21 protein-coding genes are annotated in these 23,863 nt (G+C 40.3%); 7 read left to right on the forward strand and 14 right to left on the reverse strand.

What is annotated here, in order from left to right; translation table 11 throughout:
- Window positions 1-134: 134 nt before the first annotated feature.
- Window positions 135-512: a LysM peptidoglycan-binding domain-containing protein gene (locus AC1EKT_RS03795; RefSeq protein ID WP_481616017.1), complete on the reverse strand. Its 378-nt coding sequence runs from the start codon at window positions 510-512 to the stop codon at window positions 135-137.
- 217 nt (window positions 513-729) lie between these two features.
- On the opposite strand from AC1EKT_RS03795, the gene lexA reads away from it, so the two are divergent.
- A complete protein-coding gene (lexA, locus tag AC1EKT_RS03800) occupies window positions 730-1,404 on the forward strand; it encodes a transcriptional repressor LexA (protein WP_415687808.1) in 675 nt (224 codons plus the stop codon).
- A 152-nt stretch (window positions 1,405-1,556) separates the two neighbouring features.
- Here lexA and AC1EKT_RS03805 read toward each other — a convergent pair whose 3' ends face one another.
- From AC1EKT_RS03805 to AC1EKT_RS03825, 5 genes are all read right to left on the reverse strand, one after another.
- Entirely contained in the window at window positions 1,557-2,036 is a 480-nt protein-coding gene (locus tag AC1EKT_RS03805; protein WP_004107146.1) for a GreA/GreB family elongation factor, read from the reverse strand.
- Between the two features lie 71 nt (window positions 2,037-2,107).
- On the reverse strand, window positions 2,108-2,515 hold the full coding sequence (locus AC1EKT_RS03810) for an FKBP-type peptidyl-prolyl cis-trans isomerase (RefSeq protein ID WP_116971448.1): 408 nt from the start codon (window positions 2,513-2,515) through the stop codon (window positions 2,108-2,110).
- Window positions 2,516-2,795: 280 nt separating this feature from the next.
- Entirely contained in the window at window positions 2,796-4,334 is a 1,539-nt protein-coding gene (locus tag AC1EKT_RS03815; RefSeq protein ID WP_481616018.1) for an L-serine ammonia-lyase, read from the reverse strand.
- Between the two features lie 85 nt (window positions 4,335-4,419).
- Window positions 4,420-7,053, reverse strand: a complete 2,634-nt coding sequence (locus tag AC1EKT_RS03820) for an HAD-IC family P-type ATPase (RefSeq protein ID WP_481616019.1) — start codon at window positions 7,051-7,053, stop codon at window positions 4,420-4,422.
- Entirely contained in the window at window positions 7,043-7,780 is a 738-nt protein-coding gene (locus AC1EKT_RS03825; protein ID WP_481616020.1) for a hypothetical protein, read from the reverse strand. Before AC1EKT_RS03825 ends, AC1EKT_RS03820 begins: the two co-directional genes overlap by 11 nt.
- A 153-nt stretch (window positions 7,781-7,933) precedes the next feature.
- Here AC1EKT_RS03825 and AC1EKT_RS03830 point away from each other — a divergent pair, with 153 nt between their 5' ends.
- The 4 genes from AC1EKT_RS03830 to AC1EKT_RS03845 all read left to right on the forward strand — a co-directional run bounded on the left by AC1EKT_RS03830 (window position 7,934) and on the right by AC1EKT_RS03845 (window position 11,575).
- Window positions 7,934-8,182, forward strand: a complete 249-nt coding sequence (locus AC1EKT_RS03830) for a type II toxin-antitoxin system HicA family toxin (RefSeq protein ID WP_415683481.1) — start codon at window positions 7,934-7,936, stop codon at window positions 8,180-8,182.
- 17 nt (window positions 8,183-8,199) lie between these two features.
- Window positions 8,200-8,598 carry a toxin-antitoxin system HicB family antitoxin gene (locus AC1EKT_RS03835; RefSeq protein WP_415686947.1) on the forward strand — a complete coding sequence of 133 codons (399 nt, stop codon included), beginning with the start codon at window positions 8,200-8,202 and terminating at the stop codon, window positions 8,596-8,598.
- A 310-nt stretch (window positions 8,599-8,908) separates the two neighbouring features.
- A complete protein-coding gene (gene nox, locus AC1EKT_RS03840; protein WP_415686949.1) occupies window positions 8,909-10,249 on the forward strand; it encodes a H2O-forming NADH oxidase in 1,341 nt (446 codons plus the stop codon).
- A 192-nt stretch (window positions 10,250-10,441) separates the two neighbouring features.
- Complete coding sequence (locus tag AC1EKT_RS03845; protein ID WP_481616021.1) at window positions 10,442-11,575, forward strand: 4-hydroxybutyrate dehydrogenase; 1,134 nt, start codon at window positions 10,442-10,444, stop codon at window positions 11,573-11,575.
- A gap of 108 nt (window positions 11,576-11,683) precedes the next feature.
- On the opposite strand, the gene AC1EKT_RS03850 is transcribed toward AC1EKT_RS03845, so the two are convergent.
- On the reverse strand, window positions 11,684-13,762 hold the full coding sequence (locus AC1EKT_RS03850) for a YhgE/Pip domain-containing protein (RefSeq protein ID WP_481616085.1): 2,079 nt from the start codon (window positions 13,760-13,762) through the stop codon (window positions 11,684-11,686).
- Entirely contained in the window at window positions 13,752-14,519 is a 768-nt protein-coding gene (locus AC1EKT_RS03855; protein WP_481616022.1) for an ATP-binding cassette domain-containing protein, read from the reverse strand. The genes AC1EKT_RS03850 and AC1EKT_RS03855 overlap by 11 nt, the downstream gene beginning before the upstream one ends.
- Before the next feature lie 550 nt (window positions 14,520-15,069).
- Here AC1EKT_RS03855 and AC1EKT_RS03860 point away from each other — a divergent pair.
- Complete coding sequence (locus AC1EKT_RS03860) at window positions 15,070-16,410, forward strand: Na+/H+ antiporter family protein (protein ID WP_481616023.1); 1,341 nt, start codon at window positions 15,070-15,072, stop codon at window positions 16,408-16,410.
- Window positions 16,411-16,688: 278 nt separating this feature from the next.
- Window positions 16,689-19,082: a hypothetical protein gene (locus AC1EKT_RS03865; RefSeq protein ID WP_481616024.1), complete on the forward strand. Its 2,394-nt coding sequence runs from the start codon at window positions 16,689-16,691 to the stop codon at window positions 19,080-19,082.
- A 127-nt stretch (window positions 19,083-19,209) separates the two neighbouring features.
- On the opposite strand, the gene AC1EKT_RS03870 is transcribed toward AC1EKT_RS03865, so the two are convergent.
- From AC1EKT_RS03870 to AC1EKT_RS03895, 6 genes are all read right to left on the reverse strand, one after another.
- On the reverse strand, window positions 19,210-19,446 hold the full coding sequence (locus tag AC1EKT_RS03870) for a hypothetical protein (protein WP_481616025.1): 237 nt from the start codon (window positions 19,444-19,446) through the stop codon (window positions 19,210-19,212).
- A gap of 139 nt (window positions 19,447-19,585) precedes the next feature.
- A complete protein-coding gene (locus AC1EKT_RS03875; RefSeq protein WP_481616026.1) occupies window positions 19,586-20,425 on the reverse strand; it encodes a nucleotidyl transferase AbiEii/AbiGii toxin family protein in 840 nt (279 codons plus the stop codon).
- Window positions 20,426-21,016: a type IV toxin-antitoxin system AbiEi family antitoxin domain-containing protein gene (locus tag AC1EKT_RS03880; protein ID WP_481616027.1), complete on the reverse strand. Its 591-nt coding sequence runs from the start codon at window positions 21,014-21,016 to the stop codon at window positions 20,426-20,428. It abuts the gene before it with no gap.
- A gap of 184 nt (window positions 21,017-21,200) precedes the next feature.
- Window positions 21,201-22,010, reverse strand: coding sequence for a nucleoside phosphorylase (locus AC1EKT_RS03885; protein WP_481616028.1), 810 nt, complete (start codon window positions 22,008-22,010; stop codon window positions 21,201-21,203).
- A gap of 170 nt (window positions 22,011-22,180) precedes the next feature.
- Window positions 22,181-22,759 carry a LemA family protein gene (locus AC1EKT_RS03890; RefSeq protein ID WP_415687775.1) on the reverse strand — a complete coding sequence of 193 codons (579 nt, stop codon included), beginning with the start codon at window positions 22,757-22,759 and terminating at the stop codon, window positions 22,181-22,183.
- 97 nt (window positions 22,760-22,856) lie between these two features.
- A complete protein-coding gene (locus AC1EKT_RS03895; protein WP_481616029.1) occupies window positions 22,857-23,843 on the reverse strand; it encodes a DUF3137 domain-containing protein in 987 nt (328 codons plus the stop codon).
- Window positions 23,844-23,863: the final 20 nt, after the last annotated feature.

Below are 23,863 nucleotides of genomic sequence, written 5' to 3' on the forward strand. Positions count from 1 at the left end.
AATACTCCATAAAACACACTGAATATTACATCATCATTTTCAATAAAACTTAGCTCATCAGTTTCAATTTCAAATATAGTAATATTTTCCCTTCTCATTTTTCCCCCATTTTTATAGTATTTGCGCTCAATCAACTATTGAGCATCATTTAATGGAACATTAATAGACTGTCCGATTACCAAATCTTCAGAAGAAAGATGATTTAAAGCCATTAAACGCTCTACATTATCTGATATATCACCGTTTTTAGGAGTAATAGTAGCAGCATAATTCCATAACGTATCTCCAGGACGAACTGTATATGTAACAACTCTTTCAGGTATTGCAGAAACAGCAGTCTTTGGCATAAATAATGTACAGAATATGATTGCTGTCATCAAAAGTACAGCTACACGAAAAACTCTAATTTTGCGTGCATGCTTATTAGAAACGCAGCGTTTACGAATCAAATAAGTATTTTCTTGCATACCTACTCTAACTTCCCTGCCACTTCTAATTAATGATGTACTCATAACTGTCCTTTCTCCTTCCTTAATCGACTGAACATTTGTTCTATCGAACAGGTGTATTAATAATGACACATTTGTTCGATAGTTGCAACGGCGTGTCGAACAGATGTTTGATTTTTTTAAGAAAGTGCGTTAAAATAGTAAAAGCGAAAGGAGCACCATGAATAACGATGGCACAAATAACGATAACAATGGCATTAATGCTAGCGATATTAGCGCAATGTCACTTACTGACCGCCAACGCAATATTATCAATGCCATCCAAAACAATATAAAAATTCATGGATTCCCTCCTTCTTTCCGCGAAATTGGAGAAGCGGTTGGACTTAGAAGCCCATCTTCTGTGAAACATCAATTGCGAACACTTGAGGATAAAGGGATTTTGCGAATTAATGCAAATAAAGGTCGCGCTATTGAAATTCTTGATAATTCAATTGTTGAAAGCAATTCAAATAACAAAATTAATGAAAATTCTTCGAGAGTTGCCAATATTAGCGCATACGAATCTGATTCTGTTATAAATTCTAGAGATGTTCCTCTAGTTGGAAGAATTGCAGCAGGAGCTCCAATAACAGCAGAACAGCATATTGAAGATGTGATGCGATTGCCAGAACGTCTTACAGGTACAGGAAATCTTTTTATGCTTGAAGTACACGGCGATTCTATGATTGACGCCGCTATTTGCGATGGCGATTATGTAGTAGTTAGAGAGCAGCATGAGGCTGTAAATGGAGACATTGTTGCAGCACTGCTAGATAACGAAGCGACTGTTAAAACTTTCAGAAATGACCACGGTCACGTATGGCTTATTCCACATAATCCGGCTTACTCTCCTATTGACGGATCACACGCAACTATTATGGGAAAAGTTGTTACAGTTTTGCGAAAAATATAAAACTTATCCACCAACCCCTCAAAAAAATATTCTCCCCACTTATTTCAAAATATGGACTAAGTGGGGAGAATAATATTTATAAAATCAACTTATGCAGATTATGAAAATCATGTAACTTACGCAACTTACGCAAGTTACACAACTTACTCAACTTACGCAAGTGGATGCGAATCCTTAATTGTCACTGAAATTTCACGTCCATTTGGAGCCGCATAGCTAACAGTATCACCAGTATGAGCACCCATAATAGCTGCTCCAATTGGAGATTCCGGGCTAATAACGTCATAATCTGTAGCTACAGCAATATCGCGAGAACCAAGAACATAAGTCATTTCTCGACCTGCAAGCTCAAGAGTAACCAAAGAACCATTGCCAACAGTGCCATCCTTTGGAGCTTCGAGAATCTTCGCATTACGAAGCTTTACAATAAGCTCATTAATGCGACCTTCATTCTTTCCTTGCTCCTCGCGAGCAGCCTGATAACCGCCATTTTCAGACAAATCGCCTTCAGCACGAGCTGCAGCAATACGCTCAGTGATTTCTTCTCGATACTCACCTTCACGATGCGCTAACTCTTCTTTTAGTTTGTCATACGCTTCCTGCGTAAGTAAAATAGTTTTTTCTTCAGCCATTGCTACCTCCTTATACAACAATCTCTAAAAATAAAAACTATGCGCGCGTAAATAAAATTCACGCTCTTCTATCAACGAGTTGAAATAATATCAACAACAAATACCAACGTGTCTCCGCCGCCAATACCGGCTTGCGGTATGCCACGAGAGCCATAACCATACTCTGGAGGAATAGAAATCAACAAACGAGATCCAACATTATGACCTGGAACAGTACGATCCCAGCCCTGAATCACTTGACCGACACCAATACCAAAACTAGCTGGAGTATGACGAGCAAAGCTTGAATCAAATGGCTTTTCGCTACCCCAAACCACACCATGATAATTCACAGTTACAGTGTCACCTGCACGAACTACAGGACCATTACCTTCAACTAATTCAACAACTTTAAGACCTGCTGGCGGTTCAGATTCAGGGAACGTCACCGTTGGCGTAGTGCCAAATTCTGCAATCACTTCTGGCATATCTTGTGCCATATTTCCTCCTTTACAAACTCCAAACAGTATAATCTGAACAGTATAACATCTACACAGACAGCTTTTAACCATCCTGCATTACTAAAGCAGCGCATTTTAAATAGTACATTTAAATAAATGCACATTTGAATAAATGCAGTTTAGACTAACACTTCCTAGATTAACCTGTCCTAGATTAGCACTGAAACGTTACGTATGTACATGAAATATACGCATTGTGTATAACTTAGCAAAAATTAATCTCAAAACATCAACAAATTAATGCCGCAATATTAGCAAATTAGCACTCAACAACGTTTACAGCTAGTCCTCCTTTTGAGGTTTCGCGATATTTAGACATCATGTCATGACCAGTTTCTTTCATAGTCTTAATCGCTTTGTCAAGGCTTACCATGTGCGAGCCATCTCCAAGCATTGCCATTCGAACAGCATTAATTGCAGTATTTGCAGCCATAGCATTGCGCTCAATACAAGGAATTTGTACCAAACCGCCTACAGGATCGCAAGTTAATCCCAAATGGTGTTCTATACCGATTTCTGCAGCATTTTCAACCTGCTCCGGGGTTCCTCCCAATACTTCGCACAATCCTGCAGCAGCCATCGAACAAGCAGAACCAACCTCTCCTTGGCAACCAACTTCAGCTCCAGAAATTGAAGCATTTCGCTTAAATAAGTAGCCAACAGCACCTGCAGCAAGCAAGAATCGCACAACCCCATCTTCATTAGCAGAATCAACAAATCGCCAATAATATTGCAATACTGCAGGAATAATTCCTGCAGAACCATTCGTTGGAGCAGTAACAATACGCCCACCACCAGCATTTTCTTCACTAACAGCGAGCGCAAAAAGATTAACCCACGCAGAGTCTGAACTTTCTAAAGCAGCATCCGAACGACGACGATTATTGCGAAGCATGTCTGAATTTGCAGCTAAGCGCTCATACATGTGAGGAGCTCTGCGAGGCACATCAAGACCTCCTGGCAAAATCGGTTGCTTTGAGTTGCATCCGTTTTCTACACATTTACTCATAACTTTCCAAACATGCAGCAAATAGTTACGCACGTAGTCAGCATCGCCTTCATGCAATGCAAGCTCGTTTTGCCACACAACATCGCTTATTGACATATGCTTTTCTCGGCAAATATTTATAAGCTCGTCGCATGAAGTAAAAGGATAAGGTACAGTGGAATCTTTTGTTTGATTTGAAGAGTTTGCAGTATTATCGCTACTATTTCCGTTATTACTTTCGTTATTACTTATACTTTCGTTATTACTTTCGCTATTATTCTCGCTTACACCATTCTTACTAGCATTATTTTCATCTTGCTCAGTAACACGCTCATGCAAGCCAACCATTGCATCATCTGCACACCCTTGACGAATAAATCCGCCGCCAATTGAATACCAAACTTGCTCATCGATTTTATTTCCGTCAGAATCAGTTGCAACAAAACGCATTCCATTAGGATGAACAACCATTCGCATCCATTTTTCAAAAATTACATCCTTATCGTAATCAAAAGCAATGGTATGCTCACCTGCGAGCGTTAAAGTGCCAGTTTTTTTGCATTCCTGACGAATAGTAAGCATATGATCAGTGTCTACATTATCTGGAAGATTTCCTTCAAGACCTGCAACGCAAGCGCGATCAGTACCATGACCAAGACCTGTTAAAGACAGTGATCCGTAAAGAGTCACACTTACATGCGCAACGTTCGCAAGAGTACCACTTTTTTTAAGCGATAAAACAAACGAACACGCAGCTCGCATAGGACCTACTGTATGTGAAGAACTAGGACCAACCCCAACTGAAAACATCTCTAAAATACTAAACACATATCTATTGTAAGCATCATTAAGCTCACGTCGACACACTAATTACATTAGAAATATGTTAGATTGTTCACTTCTTACTTTGTTTAGATAACAAGTTTGCTAAACTCACGCACACAAACCAGAGGATTGCAGCTAAAACAACAGCTATAAGCATTACAGTAAACGCGCTTCCTGCAGTTGGCACGTGAATTTCGAAGAACTTTGCAGTAAACGGTATAAAAGCTCCAGCAACTCCAGCTGCAGCAAATAGCGCAACCATAATTCCTCTCCACGAGCACAACGGCTTGGCAACGCTTGCAAGCACGAGTATGCCAAGAACAAATACGATTACGGAACAAATACTGCGAGTAGTTGCCAAAGCTTGCACGTTTGAAACAATAAAACGAGATGCTATCAAATTATTTGCAACAACATCGTCAAGATTTAATCCCAAAACTCGCGGAGCTATAACAGCAGTAGCGAGCACAGAAGCAGCTATAGCAAATCCGCTAGGAACAGCAAAACGAACAACTCGTTTCAAGAAACCTGGAATGTATCTACGAGTATTAGGCGCTAAAGCGAGCAAAAATGCTGGAATACCAATAGTTAAAGAACCAATATAAGTAATGTGACGAGGCAAATACGGGAAGCGCAACGCTAGAAGCACAACTCCTGCAGAAATAAGCGCAGAATAAACAGTTTTTACAAGGAACAATCCAGCCACACGTTCCATATTTGCCATCACTTGCCTACCGCGAGCTACAACATCCGGCAAATGCGAGAAGCGCGAATCGACAAGAACCACTTGAGCTACAGCTTTTGCAGCAGGAGCCGCATTGCCCATAGCAACGCCCAAATCTGCTTCTTTAAGAGCCAAAGTATCGTTCACGCCGTCACCAGTCATAGCAACCACATGACCTTGAGTGTGAAGTGCTTGAACAATCGCTTTCTTTTGATGAGGAAGCACGCGCCCAAGCACATCCACATTTTCAAGCACTTTAGCCAATTCGTTAATATCTTCTGGCAATTTTCTAGCGTCCATTGCAACAGGCTTGCGATCTCCTGTTAAGCCAACTTTTGCAGCAACAGCAGCAACAGTTGTAGGATTATCTCCCGAAATTACACGGCAGCGCACACCCTGCTCACGGAACCATTTGAGCGTTTTGCGAGCATCGTTACGAATACGCTCAGAGCAGCGAACTAAAGCAACAGGCTGAGCGTTTGCGCAAATAGCTGGAGAATCGCCAAAAGTTTTATCTGTTTCTGTTACGCTACTTACGCTGCTACTTTCGCTACTTACAGCACTACTTTCACTACTTACTTTTGCAAGCAGCAGCACGCGCTCGCCTTGCTCGGCATAAGAATTAACTTTCTCTAAAAGTTCATTAGTATTTGCATAATTAATCGCGCTTAGCAACACTTCCGGAGCACCCATATACCAAGTTGCACGCTCTCCACTGCTTTGTACATATTGCACAGCACTCCACTTTCTAGCAGAAGAGAATGGAAGACGGTTAGATACATGCGCGCTAGCTGCAACTCCTTGAGCACCAAGCCCTTCCATAATCGCAACACCTGTTGCGTTCGGATTTTCTTCATTAGATAAGTCAAATAAAGCTTGGTTGGTTTGCAAGTTTGTTTGCAAGTTTGTCTGCAAAGATATTTCGGCACTACTATTATCTAGATTTTCTACACCAACGAATGCAATACCACCGTCGGTTATAGTGCCAGTTTTGTCCAAGTTCAAGCAGTCTACACGCGCTAAAGTTTCTACAGATTCCAACTCCTGAACTAACGTTTGCTTACGCGCAAGTCGCATAGCAGCCACAGCAAAATTAAGCGAAGTAAGAAGAACCAAGCCCTCTGGAATCATGCCAACAACGCCTGCAACAGCAGAAACAACAGCTCCTCTCCAAGCACCAGTTTGCCAAGCTTCAACGAATCCGCCAACCTTGTGCATTTGCGACCACACAAGCAGCACGCACAAAGGCACTACAACCATCGTCATATACTTCAAAATCGTGTTAATTCCACGGCTTAAGTCGGAAATTGTTTTAGTATAAACCTTCGCTTGCGCTGCCAATTTTGCAGCATAACTGTGCTCTCCTACGGCAGTAACACGCGTTAAAGCCATTCCAGAAACTGCAGTAGATCCGGAATAAACGTCGTCACCTTTTGCTTTTCGAACTGTAGCAGACTCGCCCGTAAGCATGGACTCATCCATTTCCAAACCCCACGATTCCAGCACTTCTACGTCCGCTGGAACCTGCTCGCCAGCTCTAAGCCACAAAACATCCCCAAGAACAATATCTTTGTGCGCAATCTCAATATTTTCTCCACCTCTACGCACCATTGCGCGAGCAGCAACCAATATAGAAAGCCTATCCAAAGTGCGCTTTGCTTTTAATTCAGTCACAATGCCAATTCCAGTATTTACCAGAATTACTACACCAAAAACAGCATCCTTCCACGAACCAGTTGCAAGCACGACAACCATTGCTGTGAAAATAATCGCGTTAAACAATGTAAACACGTTCGCGCGCACAATATCCATTAAAGAACGAGAAGTCTGCTTAGAAGTAATATTCACGTCTCCGCGAGAAACTGCTGCTGTAACCTCTTCGTCACTCAAACCAAAAACTTCTACTTTAGGAAGCGCCGCAATAGCGTTATTTTTGCTGCTTTCTGTAGACGCTATCGCATTTTGTTTATTACTTGTCATTTATAATCACTTCCCTACCGTGTGGCGTATTGTCAATTATTGCGCGAACAATGCTTAGCAAAGATGAACGCTCAAATTTGGATTTCTTTTTTTTATTATTTAAAGATTCGCTATTTTTTGATAAATCAGATTCATGAATATTTTTGCCGATTCCACTTCCATCGCCATCAAAATACAAAGTAGCAGCGTATAAGGTTGCGTCTTTTGGTGCTTTTACAGGATTTATTAACGCAACTGGCACTCCAGCATAACGCGCGTATTGCAGCGCAGAAATCCATGCTTTGCTTTCGTTTTGTTTATTGCGAGCGCTGTTATTAAGCTTGTTATTCTCTTTTATATTTGATTGATTATTATCATTATGCGGATCGTCAACGCCTGTTACGTCGAGCGCGTCTATAAGTATTAATGAAACAGGCTGCTCGCTTGCAGCGCGAATAGCTTGCTGAGCAGCTTCGTTAGGATTAGCAACATTTGATATCGGCACATAAGAGGCACTCAATTTTGACGTTTTACAATGCTTCATAACTTCGTCATCAAGCGCAGCTAATTTTGAACCAATTACAAGTAGATGAATATCGTCAATATCCACACCATCGTGAATTATGTCTCCAACGCGACCAGTATTCCCCACAGCTTTACCCTGCGGCTCACAAGCACTAAACGCGCCCAGCGCTAAAGCAGTTACGATAGCAGCCGCAAAAATGGTAATAGCGCGTTTAGAAAACATAAGACTTTTATACCACACCTTCAACATAAGTGGCTGTTTTGAGTTATTTTATGCAATTTGACAAATTGTAATACAATAACCCATTGACACCATATATAACACCACTTATACTTTTATAAACACATCAAATACGCTATTTTACTGGGGAGCTAAATGTCACAATGGGACAAATTACTTAGGAAAATACTTAGCCTATCCAAAGATATGCGATTTGATGAATTGAGAAAAGTATTGGAATCCTACGGATATGAGATGTGCAATCCACGAAGCGGAAGTAGCCATTATACTTTTCGCAAAGAACACGCAAACCCAATAACAATTCCAAAACATGAACCAATAAAAAAGATATACGTAGAAATGGTGAAAGCTGTAGTAGAAGCAGCAGAAGAAGAAAAACAGTAAAAAGTAGGAAATTGGATATGGTAAAAACATTAACAAATAAAACACTCAGCTACTACATGTCACTACCGTATAAGTTGGAAATTGTAAAGGATCCAGACGAAGGCGGATTTGTGTCCTACTACCCTGATTTGCCAGGATGCATAAGTTCGGGAGACTCCGAACAGGAAGCAGCAGCAAATGCACAGGACGCTAAACACGCTTGGATTGAAGCAGCTCTTGAAAGCAAAATCAACATAAAAGAGCCGTCTTACCATGAGCTGAATGACTATTCTGGTCAATTCAAACTGCGTCTCCCTAAAGAATTACACAGGCAATTGGCTGAGCAATCTCAAGCCGAAGGCATAAGCATGAACCAGTATTGCGTGTATCTTCTTTCGCAAAATAACGCTATTGAACGCGTGCTTGAGCGAGCGTAGAGAATAAACAATCAAGAAACGAACTGCAAATACATAATTCATATACGAGCACATTCAATAGCACACACCACACAACTCCCCCACAACACGCACAAAATCAAAATTGGTAAGACTCGCATTCGTGTAATAGTATTGTGCATTGGATGTGCATTCGCGCCGCAGCGTGAATTAAACAAAGCAGTTGAAGCACATACAATAATTTCAACAGAATTTAGCGGAATTAAATTAAACTAAATTAAATTAATTTCAGCAGAATTCAACAGAAATAAACAAAATTAAAACTAGATTCAACGACGAAAAGAGATTACCGATGACGAAGATCATTCAGATTGGCGCAAATCACGCCGGCACTGCCTGCGCTAACACCATTTTGAGCTACCCAGGAAACGAGCTTACAATTTACGATCAGAATAGTAATATTTCCTTCCTTGGTTGCGGCATGGCTTTGTGGATTGGCAAGCAAATTCAAAGCAGCGACGGACTGTTCTATCAGAAGCCAGAAGATTTCGTTAAAAAAGGCGCTAAGGTAAATCTTGAAAGTAAAGTTTTAGACATTGATTACGCAAAGAAAGAAGTAACAGTCGAACTTAAAGACGGCACTGTTATTCACGATTCTTACGACAAGCTGGTTCTTGCTACCGGCAGCCTTCCAAACAAGCCTCGCATTAAGGGCATTGACTTGGAAAACGTACAAATGGTAAAGCTTTTCCAGAATGCTCAAACTGTTATCGCTAAGCTACAAGAGCGCGATTTCCGTAACGTCGTGGTTCTCGGCGGAGGCTACATTGGTGTGGAACTTGCGGAAGCTTTTAAGCGCCTTGGCAAGAACGTAACTCTTATTGACATGGAAGACCATATTCTTAACGGCTACTTTGACCCAGAGTTTTCCGATAATTTGAAGCAAATTATGGAAGATAAAGGCATTAAGTTTGAACTTGGTCAAACTGTTGAAGAAATTGTTGGCGAAACTGAAGTAAAAGCTGTTAAAACAAGCAAAGGCACTTACGATGCAGACATGGTGATTTGCGCTATCGGCTTCCATCCAAACGTTGCGCTTGGCAAAGATCACTTAAAGCAGTATGCTAACGGCGCTTTCCTCGTTGACAAGAAGCAGCAAACTTCCGACCCAGACGTGTACGCAATTGGCGACTGCGCTACAATCTACGACAACGCTCGAGACCGCGTGAACTACATTGCGCTCGCTACTAACGCCGTTCGAAGCGGCTTGATTGCAGGTCACAACGTTTGCGGAACTCCTGTAGAAACCGAGGGCGTGCAAGGTTCTAGCGCAATGATGATCTACGATTACAAGCTTGTTTGCACAGGCTTGAGCTTGACTGCCGCTCAAAAAGAAGGCATGGACGTTGATTACGTTGATTTTGAGGATACTCAAAAGCCTGCGTTTATGGAAGTTGAGAATCCAAAGGTGAAGATTCGCATCGTTTACAAGAAGGATACGAAGGTTATTGTTGGTTGCCAGTTGGCTTCTAACTACGATATGTCTGCCGCAATTCACCTGTTCTCGCTGGCTATTCAAAAGAAAGTAACGATTAAGGAACTTGCTTTGTGCGACATCTTCTTCATGCCTCACTTCAACCAGCCATACAACTACATTACGATGGCTGCTTACACGGCTTTGTTGAAGGGATGATTAGTATCTGTAATTTTTGATGATTAATCTGTGCAATTAGCTTCTGCTATTAGCTTAAATCGCATTTATTAAACCAAGCAATCTGTTCTATAATGGAGCAGTTGCTTGGTTTTTTAATCATCCACGCACAAAAGCGCGCACACGACGCGCATATTAGCGTAAGACATGCAGATTAAAACAAAGGAGTCTAGGATGAAGCAGCTTTCTATTAAACCAACTATTCATAAGTTCGAGCAAGCACGCGACTTTGCGCAAGAATTCAAGCTTGGTAAGGGTGATTTGGTTATTACAAACCAGTACATTTGGGAGCCTTATTTTGGCGATTTGAATCTTGATTGCGACGTGATTTTCCAAGAGAAATACGGCAAGGGCGAGCCGAGCGACGCAATGGTTGATGCAATCGTTAGTGACATTCACACCACTCCAAAGCGCGTGATTGGCATTGGTGGCGGCACTGTTTTGGATATTTCGAAGGTTTGTGCGTTGAAGCAAACAAGCCCGCTTGAAGACTTAGTTGACGGCAAGATTCCTGCACAAAAAGGCGCGGATCTTATTCTTGTTCCAACTACTTGCGGCACTGGCTCCGAAGTTACGAACGTTGCCGTGTTCTCGCTTACTAAGCGCAATACCAAGAAGGGTTTGGCGAACGATGCTTGCTACGCTACGGATGCAGTTCTTATTCCGGAATTGTTAAAGAGCCTACCGGATTACGTTTTTGCAACCAGCTCTATTGATGCTCTTACGCACTCGATTGAGTCCGCACTTTCTCCTATCGCAACCGAGCTTACAAAAATGTTTAGCTACAAGGCTTGCGGACTTATTTTGCAAAGTTATATGCGAGTTATGAAGGAAGGCAGCAGCGCAAAAAGCCAAGTTGTAAGCGATTTGGTTTCGGCAAGCCTTTACGCTGGCATTGCGTTTGGTAACGCTGGTTGCGGTTGCGTTCACGCGATGGCTTATCCGCTTGGTGGCACTTTCCACGTGGCTCACGGCGAAACGAATGCTGCGCTTCTTACAAGCGTTTTGCGATACTATGCTAAGCACGACGCAGCAAACAGCACCAGCGCCAAAAACACTGAACTTTCTAAGCTTTTCGACTTCATGACAAATATTCTTGAATGCCAAAAAGCGGACGTATTAGACAAGCTTGACGAAGTTCTTAACACGATTCTTCCTAAGCACAAGCTTCACGAGTATGGCATGACCGAGGATATGATTCAAAGCTGGGCTTCGAGCGTTGTTAAAGAGCAGCAGCGACTTTTGAAGAATTCATACATGCACATGGACGAATCTGCAATTGCCGAAGTCTACGCGTCTACTTTCTAAAGTCAGATAACGTATTTATAAAGTAACTAAATTAAACTAGATTCACTAAAAAATCCCCGCAACCAACAAAAGCTGCGGGGATTTTAATTATCGCGCCTACATGAACACTTATGCCTCAAGCGTTATCACAGGATGCAAATCAAACATCGTTACAGTACGCTTCATGCGGCAGGCAATGCTTGTTATAGCAATCGCAATAACGCCGAAAAGAACAAGCATTTCAATGCCGAAAACTATTTCACCACTGTTCTTTCCAGCCATTGCTTGACGCAACCCCATAATCGAGTACGTCATTGGCAAGTATGGGTGAACAGCTCTAAAGAATGCCGGCGTCATTTGTACTGGGAACGTTCCTGCAGAGCTTGTGATTTGCAACATAAGAAGCACAATTGCAACTATTCGCCCTGGTATGTGGAAAATCACCATAATCATTTGCATTATTGCCATAAACATTATGGATGCAATAATTCCAAGACCGTAGAACGCAAGAACGTTGTCAATTTGCAGCTTTAACACAACGTGCACTACGCCCATAAGAATTACAGCTTGCACAACGCCCATAAGCACAAACGGCGTCAAGCTAATAAGCGCGCTTTTAAGCGGATTCATGCCGTTTAGTATCGCTCGCCTATCCATAACTCTCAAAACAAAGGTTGCCATAAGAGCGCCGACCCAAAGGCCTATGGAAATAAAGTAAGGAGCGAAACCTGTTCCGTAATTTTCAACGTGAGAATACTCGTGTTCTTCCAAAGAAACAGGCGCACTCATCATCTTACTTTTTTGCACAATATTGTTGATTTTTCCAGACTTTTGAGAATTCTTAAGCCCGTCATGCAACTTTTTTGCGCCTTCAACCAGCTTTGGAGTATTATCCGATAGCTTCTTAGCTCCGGAATTAAGCTGATCAGAACCGTTCACTATTTTCGCTGAACCTTGAGACGCTGCATTCACACCATTATTTAGTTTCTCGCTACCGTTACTTACTTGAGCCAAACCTTCAGCAAGACTATTCGCTCCAGCAGCAAGCTTATTTGAACCAGTATTAACAGCTTCAATACCTTGAGATATTGCGTCAGCTCCGCCCTTTATTTGCAAACTTCCAGCAGAAAGCTTGTCTGCTCCAGCGCTTAAAGCAGAAAGATTTGTTTCTAGAAGATCAGAATTTTCACTTAATCCTCCAGCTAAACCTTGCAAGCTAGCAAGCACGTCTTCCTTAGTGACCCTAGGATCTTGCGCTTTCATAAGAAGACCAGTAATTTGTGCTTTTGTTTCAGCGTTTCCAGCTTTAACGTGTTCTTCTAATTCGCTGCTAGAGGCAGCAAGCTTTTGCGCACCATTGTAGAATTCGCTTGTTGCTGCAGATAGTTTTTGAGTTCCTTCGCTTAATTGTTGAGCTCCGTTTGCTAAATCTTGCGTTTTTTGTGCAAGATATTGCGCGCCTGCTTTACTTCTAGCGTTTGCTTTAGAAAGAGTATTTGCTCCTTTTTGGAGCTCACTTAATCCGCCTTGAAGTTTTCGCAAAGATTGTGAAAGTTGATTAGATCCATTTGCAAGCTTATTTATTCCAGTTTGCAAAGATTGTGAGCCTTCATGCAAAGCACCAGCACCATTTACTGCAGCACCAAGAGAATCAGAAGCAGAATTAACTTTCGCAAACATATTCTCCCAATACTCTTGAGCAATCGCCTCGCTAATTTCGCTACGCATAGTATGGAAAGCAGTTTTGCCAATTTGCGAAGCAAGCATATTACTTGCTTGATCGTATTTCACATGGAGTTTTGCTTTAGTAGGAGTATCGTATTGCGCAGAAGCAATGCATTTACTGAATGAAGCTGGAATGGTTGCTACCATAAAATAGTTGCCATTTTTAAGACCTTTGTTTGCTTCATCACTATTAACAAAATTCCATTGGAATCCTTCGCTGCCGTCTTTTTGATTCTTTAAGCGAGTTTTAATTTCGTTTCCAATGTTTCGCATTTTGCCGTTAATCATAGCGCCATTGTCTTCAACAACAACAGCTACAGGCACAGTATTTAAAGTCTTATAAGGATTAGTAAACGCCCACAAATAAAGCGATCCGTATAAAAGTGGAATCAAAGCTACGGTTCCAATAACAAGCTTTCGAGCTTTTCCTTTCAATGTATTGTTAAGCTCACGAAATGCAAGAGCAAGAGTATTAACGCGCATTGTTTTCACCACCATTTGTTTCACTTGTACCAAGCTGCGAATCAATATGAGAATTTTCTACTCCACCATGATTTGGGCTTAGTCTTAAGACTTGATCCGCTTGCTTTTCTAACTCACTTTGCAAAACTCCAACAAGGCAAGAGCAGTAATTTTTACTAACGTACGCGCGAATATCAGAAAGTAAGCATTCACTTTGTTCGCTAGTAAGCTCCGTTTCAATTCCATCAACAAATAGCAACCACGGCTTTTTTAACAAAGCAAGCGCAATTGCCAAACGCATGCGCTCACATGGAGTTAACTCTCCTATTGCTGTTTCGTGAGGAGAAAATACTTTCCATTGAGCTAGCACGTTGTAAGCGTACTGCTGTAACGCTTCGCGATTTTTTACATCATTTTTGTATTGCTTCAAAAATAGAGGCGAGCGCGATGCGAGTTTCAACTCGCTCATAAGAACTTCTTCTATTGTTTGCGTTTTGTAGAATTCGTTAATTCCGTTGAATAATCCCAATCCCACGTATTGCCGAGATTCGTGGAAATCGTTAGGAAGAGTTGCGTCCGCAATAGTAAGAGTTCCGTTCGTAAATTTCATATAACCAGACAGTGCAAGTAGCAAAGCTGATTTTCCAGAGCCGTGTTCGCCTGATATTGCAACGATTTGATGAGGTGCAACTTTTAGCGACACATCCCAAAATGGTGTTCTTCTAAATCTTTGTAAACCTAATTCTTTAGCTTCTAAAAGCATTTGTTCCTCTTGCATAATTTGTATGTTTGACGCTTATTGCTTAGACACAACGCAGTATCTAAATTCCGCTTAGAGCGCCAGGCATTCCTCCTTACTCTAAATAACTATTTTCAATTTTCAATTTTCAATTTTTTAGTTTTTTGTTGTTTTTGTTTGTTGTTTATTGTTTATTTTTGGATTTTCACAATTAGCAAAACAATTTTTAATTTTCACATTGCTTTATCGCCATTTTTAAGCGGTAAACTCACGTTGCAATGTTGCATAAAACGGTGCAAAACCGGACATTTGGTGATTATTATTAATTCTTCACCACTAATGTTTTAGAGTACTCTTTTGGGTAAACAATTGTTAAGTTAATCTAATTTTTTTATTTAATTGTTTATATTTTATATTTAATTAAGAAACATGTTGTAAACACTTCCATGCTATATTGTCCTTAATTACTAAATGTAAGAAATACATATGTAGGAATACATATGCAAAAATACAAGCATAAGCAATACGAAATAAAACGTATTGCTTCAAACAATATATTAAAATTCAAGCATTTAAAGGGGTGAACGGCATGCTAGGTTTGCAAATTTTAAATATTATATTTAATCCGGTTATTGTGTCGGTTGTAGTGCTATGCGCGCTTAGTCTTGCAAAACTTAATGTTTTGCTATCAATGATAGTAGCTTGCATTGCAGGCGGCATTGCCGGTCATCTTCCTCTTTTCGGTGACGGAAATCACACAATTATGGCTTTGCTTTGCGACGGTTTCTCCACCAACGCACAAACTGCACTCGCCTACATTTTGCTTGGTACTTTTGCGGAAGCAATTACTGCAACAGGCTTAGCTCAAATTATTTCTAAAAAAATTAGCTCAATCATTGGCATGAAAAAGTACGCTCTACTTGCGGTACTAACTATTATTGCATGCATGTCTCAAAATATTGTGCCGGTTCATATTGCTTACATTCCTATTCTTATTCCGCCGATTTTGCAAGTTATGAACAAACTTAAGATTGACCGCCGAGCAGCTGCCTGCTGCACTGCTTTTGGTCTTGAAGTTCCGTATATTGCTATTCCGTTTGGCTTTGGTCTTATTTTCCAAACTGTTATCGCTACGAATCTTTCTAAAAACGGCATGAAGGTTAGTGTTGCAGACGTTAGTGCTGTGAACTGGTATTTAGGTCTTGCAATGTTTGCATCACTACTTTTTGCAGTTTTTGTACTTTACAGAAAACCTCGCGAATACAAAACTACTGAAACTGACACTCGTGCCGCCGACGCCGTTGTCGGGCCTCTTAATTTACGCCATTATGTGACTATTCTCGCAATTATTGTTGTTGTAGTAGTGCAAGTTATTAGTAAGGATCTTTCGCTTTCGTCTATTGCAGGTCTTGCAACCATGATTATTTTGGGAGCAATAAAGTGGAATGACATTGACAATCAGCTTACTGGCGGCGTAAAACTCATGGGTCTTATTGCGTTTGTGATGCTCATTGCGGGCGGATATGCTAACGTGATCCAAGCGACAGGCGGAGTTGAGGAGCTTGTAAACTTTGGCGTAGCTTCTATGGGACAGAACAAACTTGTTGCCGCATTTGTTATTACGCTTATTGGCTTGCTTGTGACTATGGGAATTGGCACTTCGTTTGGCACGGTTCCTATTCTTGCGGTTTTGTTCGTGCCACTTTGCCAGAGCATTGGTTTCAGCACTCCTGCAACGATTCTTCTTATGTCTTCCGCTGCAGCTCTCGGAGACGCAGGCTCCCCTGCTTCCGATACTACGCTTGGACCTACTTCCGGCTTAAACGCAGACGGTCAGCACAGTCACATTTGGGATACTTGCGTTCCAACATTCCTTATTTTCAATATTCCGCTTATGGCTGCCGGCATTGTTATTTCGCAGTTTATTTAGCAAATTATTTCTGATATTAGCTACTAAATATCTCGTATTATTTAGCTAAATATTTAGTTGAATATTTAATAGAGATTAAGCATTTCGAGACATAAAAGTGTTTATTGATAAAATTATCGATAAACACTTTTATTCTTTATCAAAAACATTATAATGTAATATGCAAATTTCGAATTTATTATACATTTATTGTATATTTCGAAACAAAATAAAATAAATTTATTTAGGTATCTAGTTAGATAGTTGATTAGGTAGTTGATTAGAGAGTTGGGTGTTTTATGAATAAGGCAGCGAAAATTATTCTAACTTCGACAATGATGGGTATTGCCACGGCAGCTTGCGCAGTGTGCATGAGCCAAACCGCTTATGCTGCTGGCACTGATGCAAATAACATAAAAACAACTACCCCCCCCCCTGCAAATCTCACTAATCAAAATGATTTAGAGAATAACGCCAAAACTGGCAATAATAAAGCTAACGAAAATAAAACTAGCAACGATAAAACAGAAGATAATAAATCTCTCAGAAATAAAACCAGCAGTGCAGAATACCGCAGTGTAACTCCATCTACTACAACTACTAAGACTACGGAAACAGAAGCTACAACAGAAAAAGCAGACTCTCAGGAAGAAACTGTTTCATATCCACAAATGACAGAGGTAGAGCCAGGTGTAGCAGTTACCATTAAGCCAAAGTTCATACGCGGCGGTAAAGAAATCACATTAGAACAATCGACAAAGTACGGCAATTGTAAGGACTACATGGAAGCCATACACGTCGAGTATAAAAACGGCGATAAATATGAACTTGCGTATGATTCTTGGGTAACGCGCTCAGCAGATTATAGCTACACGTTCAAATGGCGCACGAGTGCAGCGCGCGAACATCCTAACGCTACTATTCGCGTTACGGGACTTCGTATGTATAGCAAGAATGGACAGCAACTCCAAGAAGAGATTGTTCCAACATTTAAGACCACAGGCGCGGAGAATCATAAGATTGAGCCAAAGACATTTACGTTTGATAGGAATGAACTATCTGCAGCACTAGCGACCGATGCAAGCGGTAATTATGTTCGCTGGCGAGCAATAAACAACTCCACCAACTCTAGTTCAGAACAAATGACGGCATATGCTGATTATCTTAACTACAATCCTGATACGAAAAAGCTAACTACAACTGTAAGCACGGAGCCGTTTAAGAATGAGAATTCACGTGTTGTTGCAAGGAAATATACCAATATCACACTCAAAACACTAAAGGCTGGCGAAACGGAATCTACGGTAGTAGAGGGTATTAAAGAAACCCCGTGGTTCTTCAAGTATCAGCAGTATGCGGATATCTGGGACGAAATTAATCAAACGACAATCGGTTCGTATAATTTTAACAACGTTGAACAAAGAATCGGCGGCAAGGGTCTAACTGGTCTGAAATACGACTTTGGAAAACAAGGCATCACTGGCACTCCTACCATCACAGATTGGAATGATGGCGAAACAACTCGTACACTTACTATCTATATGGCAACAATCCATAAGGGCAATGATGGCTCAGACACTATGAGCTTAAGTATGTTTAAATGGACAGTGAGTAAGCCACAACAAACTCCAGTTCTAGACCCTACGAAGAAGCAACCGCCGCAATTTACCGATAGCACTAAAAAATTGGCTGAAGGACTTGCAACTGATAAGGATGAAGAATATATACGCTGGCAAGTAACCAGTGCTGATATGTATAAAGCAGCAGCATATAGCAACTATCTCAAATATGATCCTATTAATAACGTGCTAATCGCAGAACCGTGTACTATCCCATTTAATGAGGAAAATACAGAGGTTGTTGCAAGGAAATATACCAGTATCACGCTCAAAACTATAAAGGCTAACGAAACAACACCTACGGTTGTAGATGGTATTAAAGAAACACCGTGGTTCTTCAAAGACAAACAATATCAAGAAATTTTTAATGCGGTTACCGCAACCACAATCGGCTCGAGAACGTATAACGATACACGTGGGAACCTTCATACGGTAACGATTGGTGGAGATGGTCTCAGCGGCTTAACGTTCGATTTTGTTACGAATAGTATTAGCGGCATTCCTAACATTACAGACTGGAAGGAAGGCGAAACAAGTCGCACAATTCCTGTTTATAGGATAGAGACTTGTCATGTACCCGGTACGTTTACGGAAACTATGGGAATAAGTAAGACGGAATTAACAGTGACGAGACCTAAACCACAGCCACAGCCACAACCACAACCGGAACCACAGCCACAGCCACAACCACAGCCACAACCACAACCGGAACCACAGCCACAGCCACAGCCAGCACCGAAACCCGAACCGCCTAAGCCGGAACCAAAGCCAGAACCGAAACCAACTCCTGTTCCAACTCCTGTTCCGACTCCAGAGCCGGAGCCTGAGCCTATTCCAGTGCCTATAATTCCTGCACCAGAGCCGGAAGAAGTGACAGAGCCGGAGCCAGAACAAGAACCAAAGCCAGTGCAAGAAGAGACTGCTGAAGAAGCACCAGCTCCGCAAACGCATGAACCGCTTGCTAGCACAGGCTCTGAAACATCAAACATTGCAGGTGCTGGATTAGCGTTCTTGCTGTCCGCTTTCGGCGCGCTTTCGCTTAAACGCACGCGCATTGGCAAACACAGCAAGTAAAAACGCAACTAGCGAATAACGCAAATAAAACTAATAAACGCATCTAACTAATAAACGCCAGTCGAGTTGAAATAAACTCACTGGCGTTTATTTTTAAATACCAATCAACAAATCACAAATCAACCAATCAACCCAAAGTGGCCAATCGCAAAGTAGCCAATCGATGCAAATCTGCACTTAATGGCCACTTGCGCCAAACAGAATTCGCACCAACGCAGAAACCATACTGCACCAGTGTCTTAAAACGAGCAAAATCAGACACGCGTGCAGAAACCATACTGCGTGAGTGCCCGAAAACAGCCAAAATCAGCACTGCCTTCGTCTTTACTGACTCAGGCAGACCTCGCTTGCGTTGAAAGTCCACTGGACTTTCAACCCTGAGCAAGCTCGGCGCTCCGAGTTGCCTTCGCGCGCTATATCACAGCGCTCAGGCAGGTCGTCGCGCACGTCTCCCAATGATTTAAAAAAGCCAGCAATCACTTCAAGTATTTTAATGCAAAATTCTATTCAAGCATTTTCAATAATGCATCCAAACTTAGTAACACACTGCTAAAATCAATGTCTTTAGCATAAGAATATTTACGCTGATATGACAACCACAATAAAGAAAGTCTTTCATCACAAGCAATACTTTCATAAATAGATTTAAGATTATCTATAATATTTTCAGTTTTACGATTTTCACAAGTTGCATGAAAAGCACGCTTAAGAATTTCTCTATCAATTCCTCTTTTATGTGAAACAAGCAGCACGTGAACATCATAAAAATCTCTCATACGCGTATTAAGAATTCCGCGCGATAAAATGGTTTGTAGCTTTTCCGCAAGCACTGTTTCAATATTGTAAGAAAGAATAGAAATAGAACGGTCTTCCAACATCAGCTTATAGTCATATTCAATTGCACGTGGTGTAATAGTCGCTCCAGTAGAAACATCAATCTTTATTGGCGTTATCATTCTTCCAATACGTGAATCAAGCGCAAAACGAATACCTGGATATTCCATATCATCCATAATCTTCATAGCGCTTTTAATAGTAAAATCAACTCCATCGTCTATGTCTATACGAGATATATCCTTAATCATTTTTTTCGTATTCTCAAGAGACAAATCATAATTTTGAATAGTCGTATCTATATCCATAGTGGATCGCATAGAAATACCAAGCAAAGATGTTACTAGAACACCGCCTTTTACAATAAAATTGTTACGATATTTTGAAACTGACACACGCTCTAAGTAGCGTTCCATCATGTAAAGACGCATCAGCACACGAGGATCTGCGCTATTTTGTTCGGCGAGGTTTTTGATTCTACCTCTTATTTGTGCATCCGTTAAACCCACTTATAGTAACACCTCAAAATACTTGCGAACAACATTGTTTACTCTAAAAAGTTTCGCATATTCCATCAACAAATTGAGATCTTTGTCTGGTCTAGCAATATAAGATTTTAAGATTGTATTAAATTCCTGAATCTCAATTAAATTTCTGCTTCTAAACGCGTCACAGACAGTTCTTTCAAGATTATACATTGGCACTTTATTACCGAGATTATCCGTAACTAAAATCTTTCCAACTTCAAGCAATTCCTTTTTTACACTATAAACTTTCACATTGCACGACGCTTTCAGCCGATGAGCATTAAAACCACTGTAAACAGTAATAGTGTGAGTAATTGGCTCCATATCAACCAATCCATGATAAAAGAAAGCTTCGTCGTGAGAAAAAACAGCAGATGGTGAACGCTTATGAATAAGAAGCAACTCATCTACCCAGGAGTCTTTAGACGCGTATATTCCACCGCTTAACTGTTCTAGTTCATTATCTTTAACAAATTTATAAAACTTATATTTTGACAGTCCGCAAGATTTTGCTTCTTTTAAAGTAAGCATATTGCTGCTATTAGCATTTAATAATGTAGCGATAATAGCCACCGTCCTTTCGTGCATATATTGTAACTTATATTAGCACGATTGGATGAATTATATTAAATTTCACTACCCTACTACTATCACGATTACTATCACGATTTACGCTAATAGAATTCTGTGATTACCGCACAGCAATACTTTATGACATGTTTACGCTGATTCCATATGTAACATCAGCATAAACGTATCAGATGCGCAACACCGCTTCAATACAAAGCTCAAGCGCATACGCTTTAGAGTCTCCGCCCCAATTACGCTCATCATAATTTTCAACATCGTGCAAAGTATCTGCAGTGTAAAGAATTTCACCCCAAACAATCTCACGCATTTGCGCACAAGCCGCTAAAGCAGAACATTCCATTTCAACAACCGCACACCCCTCCTGCTTACGGCTAGCAACTTTCGTCTTAGTTTCACGGAAAAACCCATCCGTAGTCCACGTCTTAACCTCATAATAAGGCAGATTGTGCGCTTGCAAAGTTTGTAAAATAGCACGCCTCGAGCGCTCTGAAACATCAACATAACGACTTGGAGGCAAATAATGATAAGAAGTTCCCTCATCCCTTAAAGCTTTATACGGAACCAGAAAAACATTTTCTGCATAATCAACTAACGATCCGCAAGAACCAGCACTAACAACTTCCCTAACGCCGTAAGAAATCAACCAATCTAAGATCTGAACAGCAGCAGGAGCGCCAACTGGAGCCTGCACTAAGCAGATTTTTTGCGTTTCTTCTTCTACTTCGCTGTTTGTATTTTCTCTTACTTTTTTCTTTACTTTTTCTTCCAAAACATATATCGGGTATACTTTAGTTGCAGATTCAAAATTTGCTACAATCGTAGCTTTTCTACTTAAAGCATACTGATCGATTTCATCGCCTAAGAAAGCAAAAACCGCTTTAGATGGCAGCTGAACAGAAATATTATCGTGATTTGGCATAATAACCGCGCTTTTATCGGAATCATACTCTAAAATCGGCAAATCATATTCTGTCATATAATCAACTCCTTCATACGATCAGCTCCATCCTACAAGCAACTCAATCCTATATACAAATACACGCATTAGTACGCAAAAACACAAAGTAGCCAATCGCAAAGTAGCCAATCGCTGCAAATTTACAACGATTGGCCACTTGAGATATGCTATCTAGCTAAACATTTTCACTAACCCAATATGTTATCGATATTCTTCTTATTGCTTAAATCGTCCTCACTAATAAAATCCATCTGCTTTATTCCGCTTAGGCTTGCAATAAGCGAGACTGGGAAGGTAACGATATTTTGATTAAGAGTACTGATATTACTATTAACAATTCTTTTTGCCGCCGCCAGCTGCTCATTTTCGTCATTTATTTCTTCCTGCAAGTTCAAAAATTGTTCAGAAGACTTTAATTCCGGATAAGCTTCCGCCAAAGCATAAATCTTCCCTATTGCATGATTCTGGTTTTTTATTGCCGAACTAGAATCCGCTGAACCCAATCCCTCTCTTAAACTAACCAAATCCACTAATGTCGTTTTTTCATACTTTGCAAACGACTGCGCAACTTTAAGCATTTGGCAAATCGTGTCGTATCTTTTGGCAATCGCAATGTCAACGTTTTTCTGCGACTCTTCTATAATCACCCTATATTTTCTTAATCTATTTAAATTGCCAATAAACCAACCAATAATCATCACAAGCACTATTGCAATAACTATTAAAATGGTGTCCCTATCCATAATGCCATCCATAATGTCACTCATAATGTCTCCTTTAGTTCTAGTCTTTCTCTAGTCTTAGTTTTCTCTAGTCTTAGTTTTTCTACTTTTGCAATTCGCTAGTATTGCAATTTGCTAGCTTCTAATTTTGCAATTTTTCTCTAATTAAGCTGATTACCTCGTAATACTCAGCCAAAACATCTCTAAATTTTGCATATTCTCTTATTAAAGATAAGTTTTCTACTCCAGATTTTCCTGGAGTACCAAATAAATACCGACCAGAATCAAAGGCTGCAACAATACTCTCGCTATCCAGGTATAAGCAAACTCGCATTCTTTTTTGCAAATTATTCATTAGTTCTATAAAACTTGGATCTAATACCAGTTTTGTATAAAAATCGTCTGTAGAGAAGATTGAATACGAGTTGTTAAATTCAATGGATTCTGTTTGGACTTCGCTCTCTTCTTTTGTTTTTTTACCATAGTATCCATTTAGTTTTTGCCCCATAAAGTTCTTTCCAGTAACGGGGACGATTCTAATGTGACCATTTATGTTGGTTTTTGAGTTTATTAATAAGACTTGCCCAATAAAATCCGTTTTTTTAACAGTTTTTCCACTTTCGCTTCTAGAAAAGTGGATTGCTTGCATATTTGAAAATTCAGTTTTAAATTCATCGCCAAAAATTATGTGACTATTCGAATAATACCTACTAGATATTGGCAGAAGATTATTAAAAATGCTGCTGTCAATTCCTTCGGAATTGTTTAATACTGTTCCAGGCAGAATCGCATTCAAAATCGGCGTTAAAACATTATCGTCGTATAGCGCGTCTACATCAACCTTATTATTTACAAAAAACTTACCTGCAAAGCAAACAACAAAAACACCTACTATTAGCAAATAATATTTGTAACGAGAGTAATCAATATTTGGGAAATAGTTATACAAAGTGCCTAAAACCATTACTACCGGTATTAATGGAATTAAACGAACTGGATCAAAAGAGTTATTTTTTACGCCTTCTTTTAAAGCACTTAATTTTCCTTGTATTTGGGGAGATTGTTCTATTTGCGCGAGTTTGTTTAAAACTTCTGGATTTGTAAATACGCTACCATATTTTACATTCATGTCATCTCCCTTTTATAAAA

Source organism: Bifidobacterium sp. C0047B3, from assembly GCF_056590535.1.